The 18,934-nt window shown below is 41.3% G+C and carries 17 protein-coding genes; 6 read left to right on the forward strand and 11 right to left on the reverse strand.

Annotation, left to right across the window (positions count from 1 at the left end; translation table 11 throughout):
- Positions 1–76: 76 nt before the first annotated feature.
- The 5 genes from C2M30_RS01970 to C2M30_RS01990 form a co-directional block, all read right to left on the reverse strand.
- The gene (locus C2M30_RS01970) at positions 77–2,365 is read right to left on the reverse strand and encodes a TonB-dependent receptor plug domain-containing protein (protein ID WP_105170485.1); all 2,289 of its coding nucleotides are present in this window, start codon (positions 2,363–2,365) and stop codon (positions 77–79) included.
- Between the two features lie 167 nt (positions 2,366–2,532).
- Positions 2,533–3,543: a BtrH N-terminal domain-containing protein gene (locus tag C2M30_RS01975; protein WP_105170486.1), complete on the reverse strand. Its 1,011-nt coding sequence runs from the start codon at positions 3,541–3,543 to the stop codon at positions 2,533–2,535.
- Positions 3,512–3,943, reverse strand: coding sequence for a hypothetical protein (locus C2M30_RS01980; RefSeq protein ID WP_010561845.1), 432 nt, complete (start codon positions 3,941–3,943; stop codon positions 3,512–3,514). The genes C2M30_RS01975 and C2M30_RS01980 overlap by 32 nt, the downstream gene beginning before the upstream one ends.
- Before the next feature lie 2 nt (positions 3,944–3,945).
- The gene (locus C2M30_RS01985; protein WP_100913966.1) at positions 3,946–5,094 is read right to left on the reverse strand and encodes a beta-ketoacyl-ACP synthase III; all 1,149 of its coding nucleotides are present in this window, start codon (positions 5,092–5,094) and stop codon (positions 3,946–3,948) included.
- 5 nt (positions 5,095–5,099) lie between these two features.
- Complete coding sequence (locus C2M30_RS01990; RefSeq protein WP_105170487.1) at positions 5,100–6,014, reverse strand: hypothetical protein; 915 nt, start codon at positions 6,012–6,014, stop codon at positions 5,100–5,102.
- 92 nt (positions 6,015–6,106) lie between these two features.
- On the opposite strand from C2M30_RS01990, the gene C2M30_RS01995 reads away from it, so the two are divergent.
- Positions 6,107–6,553, forward strand: coding sequence for a DUF2141 domain-containing protein (locus tag C2M30_RS01995; RefSeq protein WP_158523444.1), 447 nt, complete (start codon positions 6,107–6,109; stop codon positions 6,551–6,553).
- A 25-nt stretch (positions 6,554–6,578) separates the two neighbouring features.
- Here C2M30_RS01995 and C2M30_RS02000 read toward each other — a convergent pair whose 3' ends face one another.
- The 5 genes from C2M30_RS02000 to C2M30_RS02020 are packed head-to-tail and all read right to left on the reverse strand — an operon-like array spanning position 6,579 to position 10,563.
- Positions 6,579–7,160 carry a hypothetical protein gene (locus C2M30_RS02000; RefSeq protein WP_105170488.1) on the reverse strand — a complete coding sequence of 194 codons (582 nt, stop codon included), beginning with the start codon at positions 7,158–7,160 and terminating at the stop codon, positions 6,579–6,581.
- On the reverse strand, positions 7,160–8,245 hold the full coding sequence (locus tag C2M30_RS02005) for a beta-ketoacyl synthase N-terminal-like domain-containing protein (RefSeq protein WP_105170489.1): 1,086 nt from the start codon (positions 8,243–8,245) through the stop codon (positions 7,160–7,162). Before C2M30_RS02005 ends, C2M30_RS02000 begins: the two co-directional genes overlap by 1 nt.
- The gene (locus tag C2M30_RS02010; protein ID WP_010561839.1) at positions 8,238–8,519 is read right to left on the reverse strand and encodes a phosphopantetheine-binding protein; all 282 of its coding nucleotides are present in this window, start codon (positions 8,517–8,519) and stop codon (positions 8,238–8,240) included. Before C2M30_RS02010 ends, C2M30_RS02005 begins: the two co-directional genes overlap by 8 nt.
- The gene (locus C2M30_RS02015) at positions 8,510–9,661 is read right to left on the reverse strand and encodes an ABC transporter permease (protein ID WP_105170490.1); all 1,152 of its coding nucleotides are present in this window, start codon (positions 9,659–9,661) and stop codon (positions 8,510–8,512) included. The genes C2M30_RS02010 and C2M30_RS02015 overlap by 10 nt, the downstream gene beginning before the upstream one ends.
- Positions 9,658–10,563: an ABC transporter ATP-binding protein gene (locus C2M30_RS02020; protein WP_105170491.1), complete on the reverse strand. Its 906-nt coding sequence runs from the start codon at positions 10,561–10,563 to the stop codon at positions 9,658–9,660. Before C2M30_RS02020 ends, C2M30_RS02015 begins: the two co-directional genes overlap by 4 nt.
- A 257-nt stretch (positions 10,564–10,820) precedes the next feature.
- Here C2M30_RS02020 and prfC point away from each other — a divergent pair, with 257 nt between their 5' ends.
- From prfC to C2M30_RS02050, 5 genes are all read left to right on the forward strand, one after another.
- Positions 10,821–12,404 carry a peptide chain release factor 3 gene (prfC, locus tag C2M30_RS02025; protein WP_105170492.1) on the forward strand — a complete coding sequence of 528 codons (1,584 nt, stop codon included), beginning with the start codon at positions 10,821–10,823 and terminating at the stop codon, positions 12,402–12,404.
- A gap of 352 nt (positions 12,405–12,756) precedes the next feature.
- Positions 12,757–14,499: an arginine--tRNA ligase gene (gene argS / locus C2M30_RS02030; protein WP_105170493.1), complete on the forward strand. Its 1,743-nt coding sequence runs from the start codon at positions 12,757–12,759 to the stop codon at positions 14,497–14,499.
- A 1,133-nt stretch (positions 14,500–15,632) separates the two neighbouring features.
- Positions 15,633–16,286, forward strand: a complete 654-nt coding sequence (locus C2M30_RS02035; RefSeq protein ID WP_105170494.1) for a hypothetical protein — start codon at positions 15,633–15,635, stop codon at positions 16,284–16,286.
- A 576-nt stretch (positions 16,287–16,862) separates the two neighbouring features.
- Complete coding sequence (gene pdxH, locus C2M30_RS02045) at positions 16,863–17,501, forward strand: pyridoxamine 5'-phosphate oxidase (protein ID WP_199775865.1); 639 nt, start codon at positions 16,863–16,865, stop codon at positions 17,499–17,501.
- A 1-nt stretch (position 17,502) separates the two neighbouring features.
- Positions 17,503–18,282: a TatD family hydrolase gene (locus C2M30_RS02050; protein WP_105170497.1), complete on the forward strand. Its 780-nt coding sequence runs from the start codon at positions 17,503–17,505 to the stop codon at positions 18,280–18,282.
- Here the strand turns inward: C2M30_RS02050 and C2M30_RS02055 are convergent.
- Positions 18,249–18,866, reverse strand: coding sequence for an AhpA/YtjB family protein (locus C2M30_RS02055; protein ID WP_105170498.1), 618 nt, complete (start codon positions 18,864–18,866; stop codon positions 18,249–18,251). The two genes, C2M30_RS02050 and C2M30_RS02055, sit on opposite strands and share 34 nt — an antisense overlap.
- Positions 18,867–18,934 lie beyond the last annotated feature (68 nt).

The raw sequence follows: 18,934 nt of genomic DNA on the forward strand, positions 1-18,934 counted from the left end.
AACCCTTTATACCAACACGCCTCTAAATAAACACTAACGTGCCTAACTACGCTTTCAATTTCATTTAGATAGTCGATTAAAAGCTTACCAATACTTGTAACGCTAGGGTGCGTCCCATTTGCGGGTGATAGGCTGGTGTGAAACCCTGAGGATCGGCATTTCGCTCAATATCATACTCATTAATGTCGCTGGCGCCATCTTGCCTACCAACCAAGGTGTATTGTTTATCAAATAGGTTTTTAACAATGAGTTGTGGTGTAAGGTTTATGCCCGAAATTGTTAAATTTGGTGCTGATAGCACTAAGTTATATAGCGATAAACTAGGTGCGTGCTTATCAAAATAAGCGTTACTGGTTGGTGCATTACGATTGATTAGGTGATTTGCGCGTAAGTCAATTGTGAGGTTTGGCATAACGCGGTAATTAATGCCCCAATTAATTTTGTGATCTGTGGTGTGATTAAGTGCATTCGCAGCTAAATCTTGGTCGCCATCGGAGTAATGATAATTAAAGTACGCCGATATATTTTGATTATAGGTATAACTCGTATCTAACGTGACGCCCCAGTAGTCGCTGTGTTTTGCGTTTTCATAGCTCACTGTGCTGCTAGTGTCGTAGCGGAAGTTATTATTCTCATCACTAATATCTAGCCTAATACGGTTATCTTCTTGGCTGTAGTAAAGTGCGGTCTTAATATCTAACTGGTGTTTTTGCTGTTCGTAAAAATAATGGCTAACAAGCTCTGTGGTTCTGACTTGTTCTGGTTTTAGGTTTGGATTACCACGAAACTCATCATTGAGCTCAAAAATACTAGGCTCGCGGAAGGCTTGTCCATAGAGTAGTTTAAACACTAAGCTCTGGCTGGCGTTATAGTTAATTGCAGCTCTTGGGTTAGTTGTTCCGCCGTAGGCATCACTGTGGTCATAGCGCATACCTAAGGTGTAATTTAGGCGATCATTTAGGTAGCCTTGGGCTTCTATATACACCGCTTGTTCATCAACATGTTCAAGAGGGTATTCGCTGTATACATTGAGTCCTAATCCAGCCTCTGCCGCTAACCAATCAGATGATGTTGAAGCTTGTTGACCTATTTGATAATCGCCGAGCGAAACCACTTGGCCCATTTTCTTTGAGCGCATTAAGCGATAACCAATTTGCCAGTCTATATCGTATAGCTTTGAGATATTGAGTTGTTGTTCAAATGCGCGTTGCTCACTCACGCTATGATAACTTTTAATTAAATCTACAAAGCGATAGCTGTACTTAAAGCCGGTATCGGGTTTTTGTTCGTTTTCTCTTTGCCATATCCGCGTTTGCAATATCAGCTCTGGCGAATATTGATAGTCAAAATCCAAGTAATAGTGCTGTGCGCTTTGGTTTTTTTTATACGATGCATCGCGTGTTTGGTATTCAAAACCTGTTACATAGCTGCCGAGCCCTTGCTCCTGCTGCCAAGTATTAAAGCCTACCTTAATGAGTTGAATACCACGCTTATACTGATGTGGATTTTGCCAAACTAGTTTACCTCTTAATGCTGAATCATCGCTTTGGTTATTAAATCCCGCGCCTTGATATTGGTTAGCAAATGGGTGTGGCGTATTGGTGGTGTAGCCGTTGGCGTTATAACTCTGTAGTTGATAATTCGGAAATAAATGATTGGCAAAGTAGCCTGCAGGGTCGTAGCTTTCGAGCCCTGAATCTCCATCGCGTTTAAAATAACGGCCAGCAAGTTGCAAACGCAATTCTGAAAGTTGATGGTTAAGCATAAACTGCGCAGACTGAGTGCCGTGCTCTCCGGCAAGTAAGCTCATGCGCTGCCCAGATGTGTTTGCGGCACTTTTTGTAATAAAGTGAACAACGCCCGAATACGCATTGGCACCATAACTTGCAGAGCCTGGGCCTTGTACTATTTCAATGCGTTCAATATCAGCGAGAATTTGCTGATTGCCCCAAGGCTGCGACCAATTAAATGCGATATGGTTTTGTACAATGCCGTCAATCATAATGAGCAATTGCACATTACCTGGGGTGCCACCGATCCCACGATTGATACTGTGGCTAGTGTATTCCCCAGCACCATCATAGTGATTGCTAAAATCAAAACCGGGTACATCACGTAAGATATCAATCAGGTTTTGATATCCACGTTGCTTTATTTGCTCTGCGGTGACTATTTTAATATTTGCAGGGGCATCAAGAAGTGAGCGCTTTTTGCGGCTAGCAGTTTGCACTTGCACATTGAGCAAGTCTTTTAAGCTAAGTGCTTGTAGAGATTCTAAATCGTAATCAATAGCGTCAGCATGATTTGCTTGAGCTGAAATAGCTAAAAGTATTGCAACACTGAGAAAATTAATTCGGCTAGCCATAGCTGTTACACATTCAATATCGAATATTATTAGATTTATAGGTCAACGATAGCACAGTTTAGTTGCAATAGGTATTTATGCTAAAAGCCTATGGCAGCGGTTGTAAACAACTCGACACATAGGCTTAAGGTTGGCAGTAATAAAGAAATTACTTACTAATATATGGGTTATTTAATTGCCAGCAGGCGGGCTCTCAGTTCTGTTTCTTGCTTAGCGCAATCACGTAACTGCGCCGCGATATCGCTAAGTGGTACAGGTGTCTTACTGCGGCAGTGATTAACAGCAAGTGACGCAAGATTACGCCAGTTATCACCGATTTCAGTTGCCATTTGCGATGCTTCAAACATTGCTTGATTGTTTGTATAGTTTGCAGCTTCATCTAAAAAGCTGGCAAACATAAAGCGAAAACCAGCGCCACCTGTGCCGATTTCTTCTTGCATTCGTACAATATGCGCCAAAAATAAATGACGGTATTTCTTTGGTTTGCGATCGAGTCTTTCAATATCTTTCGCTAACTTTTCCATACCTTGGGTGCCAAACAAGTTAATGCCCGGAACTGGTAAACCAGCCATCATTTTTGCTGTTTTCTTTATGCCAGAATAAATATGTGGTGTTAAATCCACTTCTTTTGGCACATTATCAACCCAATACATTAAGCCTTTTGGTGCAAGTGCACCTTTACTAAAGCGTGCTTTTTCTAAATCACGTTTAGGGCAGGTTACAGTATGTTCAAATACAGGGTCACTAATTTGGTAGTGATCGTTAGCATCGATTCCGTAAACCATTAAATTGTGTGCATTAAAGTGAAAGCGCATTTCATCAGGGAAGTAGGGCAACCAATAAACCGAGGTTTGTAAACCAACTACTTTGCCTTCAGCTAAAACCTCATCTAGTTTTGCCATACCTTTGTCTGCACTTGAGAATTTTTCTCGGTGCAAGGTAATGCCAAGCTTTTTAGTCACTGTATTAATAATGGTTTTTGGTGGCATGCGATAAGCAATCAGTGGCATACCGGCTACTTTAACGAATGGCAAATAGGCAAAGCTCATTGCCGATGAAATACCAAACGCCATTGGCTCAGAAATATTGAAGCCATTGGTTGATAGCATATTTGATACAACGCCACTTTCGCAATGTGAAGATTGGTTATGCACTAGGTTGTTTAAAACTGGCGTCATGTTGCTCTGGTATTTCCTTTAATTGTTGTTCGGTAATGGCAAGTGCCTCGCAGTAACGGGCGAGCGCTTTGGCTGAAAGTGTGTTAAATACGCGCGGCTTAAAATGGCGTTTTATTTGCCACTGAAAAAAGCCCGTCACTTGAGATAGGGATAACACATCGTGACGTGCGCAAAGCATATGGTACTTAAGTGCTGAAACCTTGCCTTGCTGCACTTCGGCTAACGTATCTTCGGCTTGTTGATTAAGATCGTCAACAGCATACTGGGTGGCAAATGATTCGACATCCCAGCCAGACGACTTTACACCGGCATAATGGCCCGTTTCATCAACTGCATATACCAACTTTGATTGCCCTTGGTAAATTTTTGAATTGTCCTGAGGGACTTGATCTTTTTTCACCGTTATTCAACCGTTAACTGCATAAAGCCACTTGAGAAACGGCCACTTTCAGGAATGTAACAAAGTAACTGCTGACCTTTTTCAAGGGTATTCGAACGCAGTAGCTCCGATAACATAATGAAAATAGAGGCCGAACCTGTGTTGCCGCGCTCAGTTAAGTTGGTGTACCACTTTTCGTATGGAATCGTAAAGTCGATGTTTTCAAGTCCTGCATATAAACGTTCTCTGAAATAACCCGATGAGTAGTGAGGTACAAATAAGGCGTAATCACTGGCAACGAGTTTACGTTTTTCAATGATGCGGCTTAGTGCGTCTTCTACCGTATATTTTACAATGTTTTCGTTCAGTAAACGCACATCTTGCTTGACCGTCATAATCGACTGTTGCGTCACTTCTTCTGCAGAAAAACGGGTCCAGCTTTTAAGTTGGCCGTCATCTTGTTTTACTGCACCGGCGTACATACAGGTTTCTAATTCATTGGCGTACGAAATAATATCAATCCAATCAATTCTCAGATTGAGTTGTCCCGCCACGGGTTTGTTTTGTAAAAATGCGGCACCTGCACCGTCAGACAGCATCCAACGTAAGAAGTCTTTTTCAAAGGCTACTTCAGGGTTTTGTTCAAGTGTTTCAACTTTGTGCTGGCATTCTTTATCGAAATTTTTAGCTGTCATCATGCTAGAAGCTATTTCGCTTGCTACCACCACGCTGTTCTCAACTTCTTCAGCTTTAATATTCAGGTAGGCATACTTAAGTGCGGTAACACCACATAAACAAATGCCTGATGTTGAAACCACCTCGCAGGGCGGATTGTTTAATTCACCATGCACCATTACGCCATGGTTAGGTAATGTTTGGTCTGCTTGGCTGGTACTCGCAATTAAACTTTGAATCTGATTAAGTTCAGTTGGATCAGTAAAAAGGCCTTTTACTGCTTGTGCTGCAAGCGACGCATTTGTGTGCGTCATTTCTTTGGTTTCTGGATCGATTGCGTAATAACGTTGCTTAATTTTGTTGCTTCGCAAAATTACAGCGCGCGCTCGAGATGGTTTATTGCCAGCCATTCCGAGCAGATTTTCCATTTCTTTGTTTGATACAGGCTGGTTCGGTAAAGCGTCAGCCATCGCTGTAATATAAACAGGACTTCCCATATGTACTACTCTCCAGATGGTTCAGCGTAATAGGCTTTTTGTTTTGCAATTTTTTTGCGTGTTAACGGCGCTATTAGCTTTTTAATAATTGCGGTAATCGGCACGACGGTGAGGATTAAAGTAACTAAAAATACAACATACACACTTAATCCAACGGCACGGCCAAAGCTTTGCTGTGAGCCGAATTTTTTAAGAATTTTCGACCAAATAGAGAAGCTATGGTTGCCAACGCGTTCACTCGCAATCAATTTTTCATTTATCTTAACTGCTTTCATGCCAAAAAACATTGGGCGGGTAATCTGGGTATCATTCAATAACAAACGTTGTCTGATAGCATACCCAAAGCGTTTTGCATCAGCGATATCTGTTTGTGATACACCTGCCGCAGGCACCCAACTAAGTGGCTTTTTCTTTCCTGTCATCATCCAAAGTGGTGTCGCTAAAAAGCTAAATGCAGCCCCGCAGTCATCGCTAAGCACGACGTTATCGACCAAGTTTGCATCGGCATCGGCTAATAGCTTTTTCATTTTTTCTTGCGCTGATAACCACATGCCGCGACAACCGATCAATGTAACAACAGGGGTGTCTTTAAAAAGCTGTTTTGTTTGCGGTAATTGCAAGAAAGATGAAATTGGTAACGAAGGGGTTAAAAACCACACTTGATAACTAAGGATAATTAAGTCGTATTTTTCAAATTGAGTTTCAAACGGTTCTAGCTCAATTGGATCCATTGCGACGGTTTCAGGAAATACACGAAAGAACTGACCGAACGGCCAAGGAAAGGGGAAATCCACCTTAGGTTTGATCACTAGGTGATCAACTGTAATCTCTTTATTTTCCTTGAGAGGACTAACAACTGAGTCCAAAATGCTTGATAGTTGCCCAGTTTGTGAATAGTTAACAGTTAGAACTTTGCGCATTATTAAGACAGTATTTATTCCATTAAAAAGAAGTTATTATATAAAACATTAATATCTAAGTGAATCTTAATTGGACAATGTTTTGTATGTTAATGTTTAAGCGAAGTATTATTTTGTCGATTGCCTTATTTAGCGCTGTCTCCAACGCTAATAGCTTATCACTCGAGGTTGAAAATGATGTGGCTGCTTTGGGTACTTTGCATGTTCAACTTTTTCAGTCAGAACTCGGTTTTTCGCAAGATTCAAAAGATTGGCAGTCGCTTACGCCTTATCAAGAGCAGCATATTGCGATTAATGGTCAAAATGTCTTGGTTGATTTTAACGACTTGCCAACGGCTTGGTACGCAGTTCGTTTATATGTTGACGAAAACGCCAATCAAAAGCTCGATTTATCTCGCGCAGGTATTCCCAAAGAAGCGGTAGGTTTTTCCAATAACCCTATGTTATTTGGCGGCAAACCTAAAATTGCAAAAACCAGCTTTAAATTATCTGAAAACAGTAAAAGCCAAATCAAATTAATGAAAGATAAACGAAAATAATCGTTTATCTTTCAAATAGAGTGATTTAGTTCACCACAAATGGTGTTTTTGCACCAGCATCCAATTGAGCGATTAGTTCGTGCGTATTTACGTCTGTTGTTTGCTGCGGTGCTAATTCAACTAAAAGCGCGTAACAGCGGCGCGTTTTTTCACTTTCTTGCCAAATTACAATAATTGCAGCGTCGGAGTTTTGCTCAGATAAATCCAGTTCTGCCACTAACAACGTTTTACTTAGTTTGTTGTCGGTGCACCCTAAGAACAAATTGGTTGCTTCTAGGTTGAACTGTTTTGCCAAATAGTAATTTGCTGCATTGCCTACGGTTGCAACAAAATCGAGCGGTTTAAGCGGTGTATTTTGTGCTAAATCGAGCAGTAAACTTTGCAATAATTCCAATGAAAAATACTGTGCAGCACTAAACAGTGCGTAACGGTTTTCACTATTTAAGCTCGGTGCAATTTTAGCAACCGCTTTCATTGCGGTTAATGTAAAATTATCGAGTCTGCGTCCATTAATCGCAAAATCGTTTTTCAACTCTTGGCGCAGTTGCTTATTGGTTTTGTCGCGTGGTTCGTCAACAATCGCGTAGTTCAGTACGTTTAATGTCATCAAGCCACCTCAACAATTAATGCCGCGTTATTACCACCAAAACCACAGTGATTAAGTAATATATGTTGGTAACTTGATAGCGGTTTTGCGTCACTAAACGGTCTTAAAATCGTATCTGTGTTTAGGTATTCTGGCCTTGGTATAACAAGCTGTTGCTGATGCAAGTAGTCCATTAATGCTAATTCTAATACGCCACAAGCCCCTAAGGTGTGGCCAGTAAAAGGTTTAAAGGCAAAAATAGGCGCATGCTCAAGCCATTGATTAAATGCGTTTAGCTCAGCCTGATCGTTATTTAAGGTGGCCGTGCCGTGTACTTTTATTAAATCAATTTGTTCAGCATCAAGGTTGGCTTTTTTAAGTGCCATTTCAATAATAGCTTGAATATGTACGCCAGATTCTTGTGTCATGGTTAAACTGTAGTGATCACAGCCTGAACCATAGCCAACCAATTTTAATTGCGACGGTGAGGTGGTGTGTTTTGCCATAACTAACGCAGCAACACCTTCACCAAGTACCAACCCAGAGCGAGACTCACTAAAGGTACGTAGCCCTTGGCTACTTTGTAAATCGAGTGAATAAAAGCCTTCTACTGTTAGCGGGTTGTAAAACTCACAACCAACAACAATGACATATTGCGCTTTATTTTGGTTTAGCAACTGGTCGGCTAAAATAACCGCGTTAGTGCCCGCAGTGCATGCTGTGTTGATGGTTAGGTGTAAGTCAGAAGTAGCAAACTGCTGCTTTAAATAACCACTTAAACGGTCGGTATTTGTAAGCCAAATAGTTTGCTCAGGTTTGGCTTCTACCGCACTGACATCTAAGCTGGTTGAACCGAGAATAATTGCTGTATTGGCAAGTTGTTCAGCAGTTAATCCTGCTTTTTTTACAGCATTGCCTACAACACTTGAGAGCGATGAAAGAATACGCTTTTCGCTGGTATCAACAGGTAAATTTTGCATTGCAAAAAACGGCACGTCAATTTGCTCTGCCGTTTTTACTGTTTGAAACTGCGTTGTGGAAAAGTGTAATTCATTGCCGCGGCCACAGGCCGACCATGAATCAGAAGCAATAATATAACTAGGCAAGGTCTTTACTTTTTTCGCGTTCAATAAGTGCAACTATGGTGTTTATTGAGTAAAGGTCTTTACGACTTTCTTTTGAACTTTCAACACGAATACCAAAGTTTTGTTTGATAATTAAAGCAAGTTGTAGGGCATCAAGTGAATCTAAACCGACTTTAGAGTCATTGCCAAACAGCGGCGCGTCATCTTCGATTTCGTGCCATTCTATCTCATCTTCCTTGTCACACTCTTCAACAATAAGTTGTTTAAGTTTGTTTTTTAATTCTTCTATTTCCATTGTAATTTCCTAACTTTTAACTCGAATAGCCACAGTGCCAATACACCACAAATCACTGAAAAGATAATTAAAGGTAGGGCAGTGGTTAAGCTGAGTACGTCCGAGTCTGAGATAAATAAATTTTTAAGTCCTGATTGCGCCCAGTGCATAGGCGAAAGCTGCGCTATAGTTTGCATCGCCTTTGGCATGATGTCTAGAGGCACCATTAAGCCACTAATCGCCGCAAGTAAAATGTTAGTGCCGCCGCCTATTACAATCGCTTGTTCATGGCTTTTTATTTGGCTTGCGATAACCGCGCCAAAGGTCACGGCGGTGGCACAGGTTACGGCTAATAAAGGAAGGGCGGGCACGAGCTGCAATACGTTAAGGCTAGGTGCATCGACTAATTTAGGTATAACCGTAAAGCCAATAATCATCAGCACAATCGCTTGCGTAAAGCTGACTAAATAAAACGCCAATAGTTTGGCCGAAAAATATGCGGTATTTGAAATTGGAAAGGTGGTAACGCGCAATAACGTACCGTTTTGGCTTTCACTAATAAGCGTAATTGAAATCGGCAAAACAATAAAAAACACACCAAATACTAACCAAGATGGAATACTGTGCTGTACTGCTTGGTAGTTTTCTTCGCGCTTAAACGACACCAACTTTAATTGGTTGGTTTGCTCGCTCACTCGTGACATTTGTTCTGCAAGTGGCATGGACTCAGATAATTGCCCGGCATCGAGTAAGTAAATATGGAGTTTTACTTTCGCCAAAGCAATTTGCAAATGTTGCTTTGCTAAGCTGGTCATCTGAGGTGATAAGCTAGTTGCATGGCTAAAAGTGATCACAGAATTTGCCTGATCAGCAAATAGGGCGCTTTCAAAGCCTGTGGCAAGCTCAAGAGTGACATCGGCTTGTTGGTTTATATCTTGGCTAAATCCCACATCACTTAAATAGGCTTTGAGCAGCGATTCTGCCAAATTGCTATCCTGCTGGGTGATGTTTAAATTAATTGATTTAGTTAAATCTTCCGCTTTATTACTCAGTGCAAATGTCATAATCAACATAAAGCTAATCGGCATTAAAAAGAGCACAGCTAGGCTATGTAAGTCGCTAAAAATAAGCCGGAATTCTTTAATGATACTCGCTTTAATCATAGTTCTGTAAACAGCTCTTTATAGTAGTTTTCGAGGTGCAGTGTTGAATAATTGATTTCACTAATAGGCGGTAATGAAACTTGGCTAAGCTGTGCGAGCAAAGCAAGCGGTTCTTTGCACGAGCTTATTTCAATTTGGCTTGGTGAGTTTAATTGTGTATTTGGTAATAACGCAGTAATGCCTGCGATGGCATCGTCGCACAATGCACTTTCAAAGCTAATTTGCAGTGGTGCGTTTTCACTGTGAGCTGTTATATGAATAAGTTCACCACGCTTTAAACCATAAATTGTATCGCAAATTTGCTCTACTTCGGTAAGTAAATGCGAGGTGTAAATAATGGTTGTGCCTTGCTGTTTTAATGTGGCAAGTAGCTGCATAATTAGCTCACGAGAAACCGGGTCAATTCCTACCGTTGGTTCATCTAAAATTAATACGCTAGGCTGTTTTAACAGTGCAATCGCCAAGTTTAAACGGCGTTTATAGCCACCTGATAAATTATCGGCCTTTTTACTGCTTACGTGACTCAGTTGGCATTGGGCTAAGGTGTTTGTAACTAACTCATCGCAGTTATTCGTTTTTAGTAAACTGGCAAAATACGCTAGATTTTGCTGAACCGTAAGGCGCTCATAAAAAGCGTATTCTTGCGACACAAGTGCCAACTGTTGTTTGATAAATTGTCGTGGAGTAGCGTTATCGCCATAGCAAACAGAGCCTGTTTGAGCACTGAGTAAGCCAGTAATAATCGAGATTAAGGTCGATTTACCCGCACCATTTGGCCCAATTAAACCAACGCATTCACCTGGCTTTATCGCAAGAGAAAGATTATTAAGCGTATCGACATCATTACTTTTGTATCGAAAACTGAGTTGCTGCAGTTTAATAATGAAGTCGTGATCTGGCACTTACGTTCTCCCTTGCCATATATGGATATCAATTCAATATGCGTGGTTAAATTTAAAGAAAACCAACATATTAGACATAGTTAATCATTCTAACATGAGGATTTCTTGCGAAGACAGTAATTTTTTAATGGCACAGTGATGCATGTAAACGAAAAAATCCTACTTATTCACGCTGCTTTAATTGCTATTAAAGTGGTGAAACAGGTATAATTTCGCCCCATTTTTAACCTTGAATTTTAAGCGATTGGCGGGTATTCATGTCCAGTATTTCAACTGAAGTTGGCAAACGTCGCACCTTTGCGATTATCTCCCACCCGGATGCGGGTAAAACAACCATTACTGAAAAGGTACTTCTTTTCGGACAAGCTCTGCAAAAAGCAGGTACAGTAAAAGGTCGTGGTTCGAATCAACATGCTAAATCAGACTGGATGGAAATGGAAAAAGAGCGTGGTATCTCGGTTACTACCTCTGTTATGCAATTCCCGTACAACGACTGTTTGGTAAACCTACTGGATACCCCAGGACACGAAGACTTCTCGGAAGATACATATCGTACACTCACAGCGGTTGACTCGTGCCTAATGGTAATTGACGCTGCGAAAGGTGTAGAAGACCGTACCCGTAAGCTAATGGAAGTAACGCGTCTTCGTGATACGCCTATTGTTACTTTTATGAACAAACTCGACCGTGATATCCGTGACCCAATGGAAGTAATGGACGAAGTTGAAAGTGAACTAAACATCGCGTGTGCTCCGGTTACGTGGCCAATTGGCTGTGGTAAAGAGTTTAAAGGTGTTTACCATATTCATCGCGATGAAACGATTTTATACCAAACAGGTCAAGGCCATACAATTCAAGAAGTGCGTATTGTTAAAGGGTTAGATAACCCAGAGCTTGACGCCGCCGTGGGTGAAGAACTGGCCGAGTTATTGCGCGAAGAACTTGAGCTAGTAGTGGGTGCATCGCACGAATTTGACCAAGAACTTTTCCTAGCAGGTGAATTAACACCTGTATTCTTTGGTACCGCACTTGGTAACTTTGGTGTTGACCATATGCTTGACGGTTTAACAAAGTGGGCACCAGCACCACAGCCGCGTCAAACAGATGACCGCCTCGTTACTGCTGAAGAAGAAAAGTTCTCAGGCTTCGTATTTAAAATCCAAGCAAACATGGACCCGAAACACCGTGACCGTATTGCCTTTATGCGTATTGTATCAGGCAAGTATGAGCAAGGTATGAAAATGGATCATGTACGTATTGGTAAAAAGGTAAGCATTTCAGATGCGGTAACCTTTATGGCTGGTGACCGTGAGCGTGCAGCAGAAGCTTACGCTGGTGACATTATTGGTCTTCACAACCATGGTACGATTCAAATTGGTGACACCTTCACGCAAGGTGAAAAAATTAAGTTCAGCGGTATTCCAAACTTTGCGCCAGAATTATTCCGTCGTATTCGCTTACGCGACCCGCTTAAGCAAAAGCAGCTACTTAAAGGCCTTATCCAGCTTTCGGAAGAAGGTGCAGTACAGGTATTTAGACCGCTGCAAAATAACGACTTAATTGTAGGTGCGGTAGGTGTGCTTCAGTTTGATGTAGTTGTAGCGCGTTTAAAAGCAGAATACAACGTAGACGCCATGTACGAAGGTGTAAGTGTTGCGACAGCGCGCTGGGTAACCTGTGATGATGCGAAAAAGCTAGAAGAATTCCGCCGTAAGTGCGAAGTAAATTTAGCACTCGATGGTGGTGATAACCTAACTTATATCGCACCAACACGTGTTAACTTAAACTTGTCGCAAGAGCGTTATCCGGAAGTTGAGTTCCACCAGACGCGTGAACACTAATCGGCTTATTATCAAAGTGTTGTAACTTTATTGCCGTCAGTTTTGGCATTAGTCATTTAGCGGACTAAACTCCTAACGCCCAAAACTTCGGCGGCTGCGTTACAACAATTGATAAATTGCCGATGGAAAGATGAGTGATAGCGTCATTGCTATCGTATTTTTCGTTAGTTTTTTAGCGGACTAAACTCCTAGCGAAAAATACTCAGCTGCTTCGCTCTCGCAACATTTATTTAGTAAAAAAGTTAAGTTACATTGATAACGTGTTGTGTGATGTTGTCAGTTTTAAAAACGAATAAAAATGACATGGCTTGGTTGAGATTACTCCTAAGCGGTGTGTAACAGGAAATAGAGAATGAATATTCGTCAGATATTAGTAGAAAAAGCCGTTGCAGCAATGGTTGCAGCAGGCTTACCAGAAGATACCAACCCAGCGGTAACGCAAAGTACGCGCCCGCAGTTTGGTGATTACCAAATTAATGGTGCAATGGGCGCTGCGAAAAAGTTAAAAACGAATCCGCGTGAACTTGCACAAAAAATTATCGACAATCTAGATGTTAGCGATATTGCTTCGCAAACTGAAATTGCCGGCCCAGGTTTTATTAATATTCACTTAAAGCCAGAGTTTTTAGCAGACACGCTTTCATCTGCAAACCAAGATGAAAAACTGGGTGTGGCTGAGCATGCTAGCGCACAAAACGTGGTAGTAGATTACTCATCGCCAAATCTTGCAAAAGAAATGCACGTTGGTCATTTACGCTCAACCATTATCGGTGATGCGGTAGTACGTGCACTTGAGTTCCGCGGCGACTCCGTTACCCGTCAAAATCACGTAGGTGATTGGGGTACGCAGTTTGGTATGCTGATTGCGCACCTAGAAGACTTACTTAACCAAGGTGTTGATCTTGAATCAGTTGCGTTAGCTGATTTAGAAACCTTCTACCGCGATGCGAAAAAACGTTTTGACGATGAAGACGGTTTTGCTGATAAAGCACGTGACTACGTAGTTAAGCTACAAGGTGGCGATGCACACTGTGAAAAGCTGTGGAAACTGTTTATTGATACCTCAGTAAAACACTCTGAAGAAGTGTACGCAAAGCTAAACGTTACCCTTAAGCCAGAAGATATTAAAGCTGAAAGTGCATATAACGATGCGCTACAAGGTGTTATTGCACTACTTAAAGAAAAAGGCATTGCCGTTGAAGACCAAGGCGCACAAGTGGTATTCCTTGATGAGCTTGCAAATAAAGACGGTGAGCCATCTGTATTTATCGTGCAAAAATCAGGTGGTGGCTTCTTATATGCAACTACCGACTTAGCAGCGTGTGATTACCGTTCTAACAAACTCGGCGCAGATCGTATTTTAATCTTTGTAGATGCGCGTCAAAGTCTTCACTTCAGCCAAGTTGAATTAACAGCACGTAAAGCTGGCCTGTTACGTGACGAAACAACATATGAGTTCTGCCCATTCGGCACCATGATGGGTGAAGATGGTAAACCATTTAAAACGCGTACTGGTGGCACAGTTAAACTAGCTGAACTTCTAGAAGAAGCAGTAAGCCGTGCAACTGACAAGCTAGCAGAGCGCGAATCAGACCTAAGCGTTGAAGAACGCGCTGAAATCGCTCGTAAAGTAGGTATTGGTGCTGTGAAATACGCGGATCTTTCTAAGAATCGTACCAGCGACTATATCTTTAACTGGGATACCATGCTGAGCTTTGAAGGTGCAACAGCGCCTTACTTACAGTATGCATACACGCGTGTGCGCAGTATCTTCCGTAAAGCAGGTATTGACGCAGCAAGCTTAAATGCACCAATTTCAATTGTTGAAGCACAAGAAAAAGCGTTAGCAATTAAACTAATCCAGTTTGAAGAAGTGCTAGACCAAATGATTGGTGAGGCGACACCGCACGTTTTATGTAGCTACTTATATGAGCTTGCAAGCCTATACATGAGCTTCTATGAAGCATGTCCGGTACTAAAAGACGGTGTTGAGCCAGCAACTAAAGAAAGCCGCTTAATGCTGTGTAATTTAGTGGCGAAGACATTGGCAAAAGGTTTGGATCTGCTAGGCATCGAAGTAATGGAGCAAATGTAACCTACTGCATATGCTTCGCTTTGACAGCGTTACATAAAGCTTTTTATCGAATCACATACTAAAGTATGCTCAGCGGCTAAAAAGCTTTATGTGCCTTGTCAATTTCTCGCCTATTTGTAGGACTTTGCTTCCTATTTCGATTAATACTGCGTCAGGTTTTTAATCTACCCCAATCACATAGCAGGCTATGCTCATGGGGCTAGATTAAAAACCTTTCTTGTCTAAATGCAAACTAGTTTGCAAATGGCACTGAAATTTCCTTTCTTTGATTTCCGAATTATATTTTCGTCTATTTTTAGGAATTTGTTTTAACTTTGGAGCTTATCATTGGCTCTAAAGTCATTCTGAAACATGGTTGTCGCGCTGGCGACAGCAGCCAAAAGGGAGCTAACGCCGGCCCCCCTTTGGATTCCCCCGACGCCCCCAGAAATCAAACTGATTCTTCAAACATAATTTAAATGTGAACATAAACGCCATGAAGCAACGTCCTTGTTGTACATGGCTTGCTCGACTCGCTTCGCTCCCTGTCTCGCATTATTCATTTAAATTATATTTTCAGGTTTGATTAAAGGGGTGACAAAAGACCGAAGCACCGCTTCGCAGCTTGAGGAAGTGAGATCATGGATGACCTATGGAACCAAGCTTCACGGATGAATTATTAATTCAGGCCCATAACATACTTAATTGCTCTAAAACAGCTTCGAGCGAGGAACAGTAGTTGGAAGTTTTTGTAACCCACTCACGATAACTATTTTAAATTTTATGTATATCAATACAGTTATAAGTGAATGCGCCAATCATTTTATCAATCGGCTCGCTATGTAAATTATAAACATTCTCGGCTATCTCATTTATGAAATTATAACGAGTTGAATTTAAATCTTTTAATTACGCTCATTTTTTACATAGCGAGTTCATAAAATTTCTCGGTTATGCCAATTCTCGTTTTCTCCAAGTCAAAGAACCATTGAGTGTTTAAATTAAAGTTGATAACCTATTAATATATTTAAATAAAACGTATTGGTGTTTAGAATTCATGGACGATATTCAATTTGGGATAACCGGGAGTTCTCACTAATACACTGTTGTGTTTCCTGTTACTTATTATGAAGTAATAATCGAGAAAATAAATTGTGTATAATATTTTTCAGTTGCTTTTGGTGTTTATAGTATTCCTTGGCTTATTTCATTATTTCTTAGTTTTTAAAAAAAACCTAAGTAAAAAACAATGGAAGCAAGTCGATTACATCTGGTTTTGTATGTCATTCATTGGTTTAATATCTTTAGCTTCTGATGTGCGTATAAGCCAAGTTTCTCAAGATAAATTAATTCAAGAGTCACACATGGAAACATTCTGGAATGTGGCTGATAGACTTTCTAAAGATGCTGAAAGTACTTACGAATGCAATGTATTTAAGATGTTTGATAACGACTCAGATAAGAAGGATTATGCACTAAATAAAGACCGATTCTCTTCAGCGTGTGAATGGAGGAAAGAAACTGAGTTATTTTTTTCTGATTTAAATCAAGAAAGTTATCCTGAAGTGAAAATTGATGATTTGCCTATACCAAAACTTGATAGTTCAGAGCTTTTAGGGGATTACGAGTGGTTACAGCGTGAGATACCTATATACAATTTACACAGAGAATCATGGTTAGAAATAAAAAGTAACTCTTTTAAGAATACGTTTGAGCAAATATTGTATCTCCTATCCCCATTTTTTATTGCAATTGCTTTAGCTTTGAGGTTGACAAAAGTTACGGGAGAAGTTAGACATGAGAATTAGTTTCTGAGCTCGTAAAACATAACAAACAATTTAAGAGCGATTCGGCACGCGTGGCTTTTTTACTATGCGGTGGTTTTAGTGATCAAGGTGGCATGCGGAAACATCGGTATGGTGTGCCTCACACCTTCATTAGGCGTTACGACTGGCCGCTTATGGCACATAACAGCCCAAAACAGACAGTGTTAAGCTTTACTCCCTCACTCATTAATCAAACCTGAAAATACAATTTAAATGAATAATGCGAGACGGGGAGCGCAGCGGTCGAGCAAGCCATGCTTAGGCATGGATGCCGATTCATGGCGTTTATGTTCACATTTAAAGAGTGTTTGAAGAACCAGTTTGATTTTGGGGCGCCGAGGGATTCCAAAGGGAGGCCGGCGCATGCCGCCCTTTGGCTGTCGTCGCCAGCGCGACAAATATGCTGTCAAATTACACTGCTGTCGAGATGAAGATGATGAACACTTTGGCAACTATCTAACCCCAACCCTTTATTTTAAATCAACTATATAACCAATCTTTATTGGTATTTCACACGTATCTGTTTACCATAAGCTTATACGATATCTTTTGGAAAAGATGATGAAAATTGATGATATTCGCCGTGAGTATTTAAAGGATGGTTTGTCTGAAGAGAAGCTGTTAGCCAATCCAATTGAGCAGTTTGAATCGTGGTTGCAGTTAGCGGTAGATGCTAAGCTAGATGACCCAACAGCTATGGTTGTTGCAACGGTAGATAGCAATGGTCAGCCGTCGCAGCGCATTGTGTTATTAAAAGATGTAAATCCAAATGGGTTTGTCTTTTTTACCAATACTGAGTCGCGCAAGGCGCAGGAAATTGCAGGCAATAACAAGGTGAGTTTACATTTCCCATGGCACAGCTTGGAGCGCCAAGTTATTGTTTATGGTACGGCAAAGCCATTATCCAATTTGGCGGTGACTAAGTACTTTTTATCGCGTCCAAAAGAGAGCCAGCTTGCGGCGTGGGCATCAGCACAAAGTCGCCCAGTGTCATCGCGTAAAGTGCTAATGGAAAAATTCCAGCAAATTAAAAATAAGTTTAGTGAAGGCGAAGTGCCACTGCCGTCGTTTTGGGGGGGTTACTGCATTGAACCGCATCAAATTGAGTTTTGGCAAGGTGGTGCAAACCGATTACACGACCGCTTTATGTATAAACTTGAAGATGGCGTGTGGACTAAGCAGCGCTTAAATCCATAATATGGCGTTTTTTGATACGCACTGTCATATCGACTTTGATGAGTTTGAAGATGATCGCTCCAAGGTGTTAGCTGATGCGACTACATGTAATGTGTCGCGTCTGCTGATACCGGGCGTAACGCTTGCACAAAGCGCTAAACTACTTTCCCTTGAGAATACCCAAGACATTACGTTTTACAAAGCCCTTGGGTTACACCCATATTTTTTAAGTGAGCATCAACAGGGCGACTTTGAACGCCTTGCAATCCTTGCTGAAAAACATCGCGACTCATTGGTGGCAATCGGTGAGTGCGGTATCGACCGCAGTATCGACAAGCTCGATTACCAACAGCAACTTTTTCTACAGCATATTGAGCTTGCTAATCAGTTGTCATTGCCGCTGGTGGTGCATCATCGCAAAAGTCACGACTTAATTGCCGAAGCGTTTAAAACACTAAAACCAAAATGTGGCGGTATTATTCATGCGTTTAGTGGCTCAGCGCAGGTGGCTAATTACTATGTTGAACAAGGCTTTAAGTTAGGCGTTGGTGGCACAATTACGTACGCGCGTGCGCAAAAAACACGGGATGTGATTGCCAGTATGCCGATTGAAAACTTAGTGCTAGAAACCGATGCGCCTTCAATGCCGCTTTATGGTTTTCAAGGTGAGCGCAATACACCGTCGCAGATAACGCGGGTATTTGATGAGTTGTGCGAATTAAAAGGTATCGAGACACAAAGCGCCCGAATAATGCTTGCCGAGCAGCTTTACTCTTCGTCTTGCTCAGTATTGCGAATATAACGTTTAACCTGCCAGCGCTTGATTTTACGCGCTAATACCCAAGTTAATACCACACTTAAAATCAACATAAGGGCAATTTGCTTGCTTACTTCATGCAGGTAATCATGACCGTCGCGGATGGCGGCCGGAAAAGTATAGGTAAGCCTAACAAAGCCGACGCGTTCACCCTCAACAAACACATCATCAATAATCGGTGTCGCTAGTTTAGATAAACCGGGTAGCGCATTTGGGGTTTTTAATAAATCTTGATAAGACGCCGCAAAATCGCTTTGCGACAGTAAATTACCAAACTTATCAAACACAGCGGCAGTTTGAATAAATTCATCTTGTGCAAAGTTATTAACTAGGCGCGTTAACGCTTGGGTATCTTGATCTTTGATGGCAAATCGAGCACTTAATGCCAACTGCTTAGCTAGCCCTTGCGCTGTGGTTTGGCTTTGATTGTTAAGTATTTGGTGGCCTTTAAAGCTAGTGTTAAAACCAATATGGGTAAGCGCAATAAAGCATATCGCAGCAATCATTAAGCGCGATATTCTTTGGTATGTTGAGGCGAAAGCCGGATTGCGGTCTTGGTTTTTTTTCATTTTGCTCAATGCCTTTTGGACAGTGTGCTTTTTTCTTGGTTAAATTGCAACAACACATAAGTCGAGTA

This window comes from Pseudoalteromonas sp. T1lg24, from assembly GCF_002964745.1.
GTDB classification, from domain to species: Bacteria; Pseudomonadota; Gammaproteobacteria; order Enterobacterales; family Alteromonadaceae; genus Pseudoalteromonas; species Pseudoalteromonas spongiae.

What these genes read in the sequence shown, in the direction of transcription:
- C2M30_RS01975 (WP_105170486.1), bottom strand. Translation starts at nt 3,543, where the DNA reads ATGACGCCAGTTTTAAACAACCTAGTGCATAACCAATCTTCACATTGC.
- C2M30_RS01985 (WP_100913966.1), bottom strand. Translation starts at nt 5,094, where the DNA reads ATGGGAAGTCCTGTTTATATTACAGCGATGGCTGACGCTTTACCGAAC.
- pdxH (WP_199775865.1), top strand. Translation starts at nt 16,863, where the DNA reads ATGATGAAAATTGATGATATTCGCCGTGAGTATTTAAAGGATGGTTTG.
- C2M30_RS01990 (WP_105170487.1), bottom strand. Translation starts at nt 6,014, where the DNA reads ATGCGCAAAGTTCTAACTGTTAACTATTCACAAACTGGGCAACTATCA.
- C2M30_RS01970 (WP_105170485.1), bottom strand. Translation starts at nt 2,365, where the DNA reads ATGGCTAGCCGAATTAATTTTCTCAGTGTTGCAATACTTTTAGCTATT.
- C2M30_RS02055 (WP_105170498.1), bottom strand. Translation starts at nt 18,866, where the DNA reads ATGAAAAAAAACCAAGACCGCAATCCGGCTTTCGCCTCAACATACCAA.
- C2M30_RS01995 (WP_158523444.1), top strand. Translation starts at nt 6,107, where the DNA reads ATGTTTAAGCGAAGTATTATTTTGTCGATTGCCTTATTTAGCGCTGTC.
- argS (WP_105170493.1), top strand. Translation starts at nt 12,757, where the DNA reads ATGAATATTCGTCAGATATTAGTAGAAAAAGCCGTTGCAGCAATGGTT.
- C2M30_RS02015 (WP_105170490.1), bottom strand. Translation starts at nt 9,661, where the DNA reads ATGATTAAAGCGAGTATCATTAAAGAATTCCGGCTTATTTTTAGCGAC.
- C2M30_RS02050 (WP_105170497.1), top strand. Translation starts at nt 17,503, where the DNA reads ATGGCGTTTTTTGATACGCACTGTCATATCGACTTTGATGAGTTTGAA.
- C2M30_RS02010 (WP_010561839.1), bottom strand. Translation starts at nt 8,519, where the DNA reads ATGGAAATAGAAGAATTAAAAAACAAACTTAAACAACTTATTGTTGAA.
- C2M30_RS02000 (WP_105170488.1), bottom strand. Translation starts at nt 7,160, where the DNA reads ATGACATTAAACGTACTGAACTACGCGATTGTTGACGAACCACGCGAC.
- prfC (WP_105170492.1), top strand. Translation starts at nt 10,821, where the DNA reads ATGTCCAGTATTTCAACTGAAGTTGGCAAACGTCGCACCTTTGCGATT.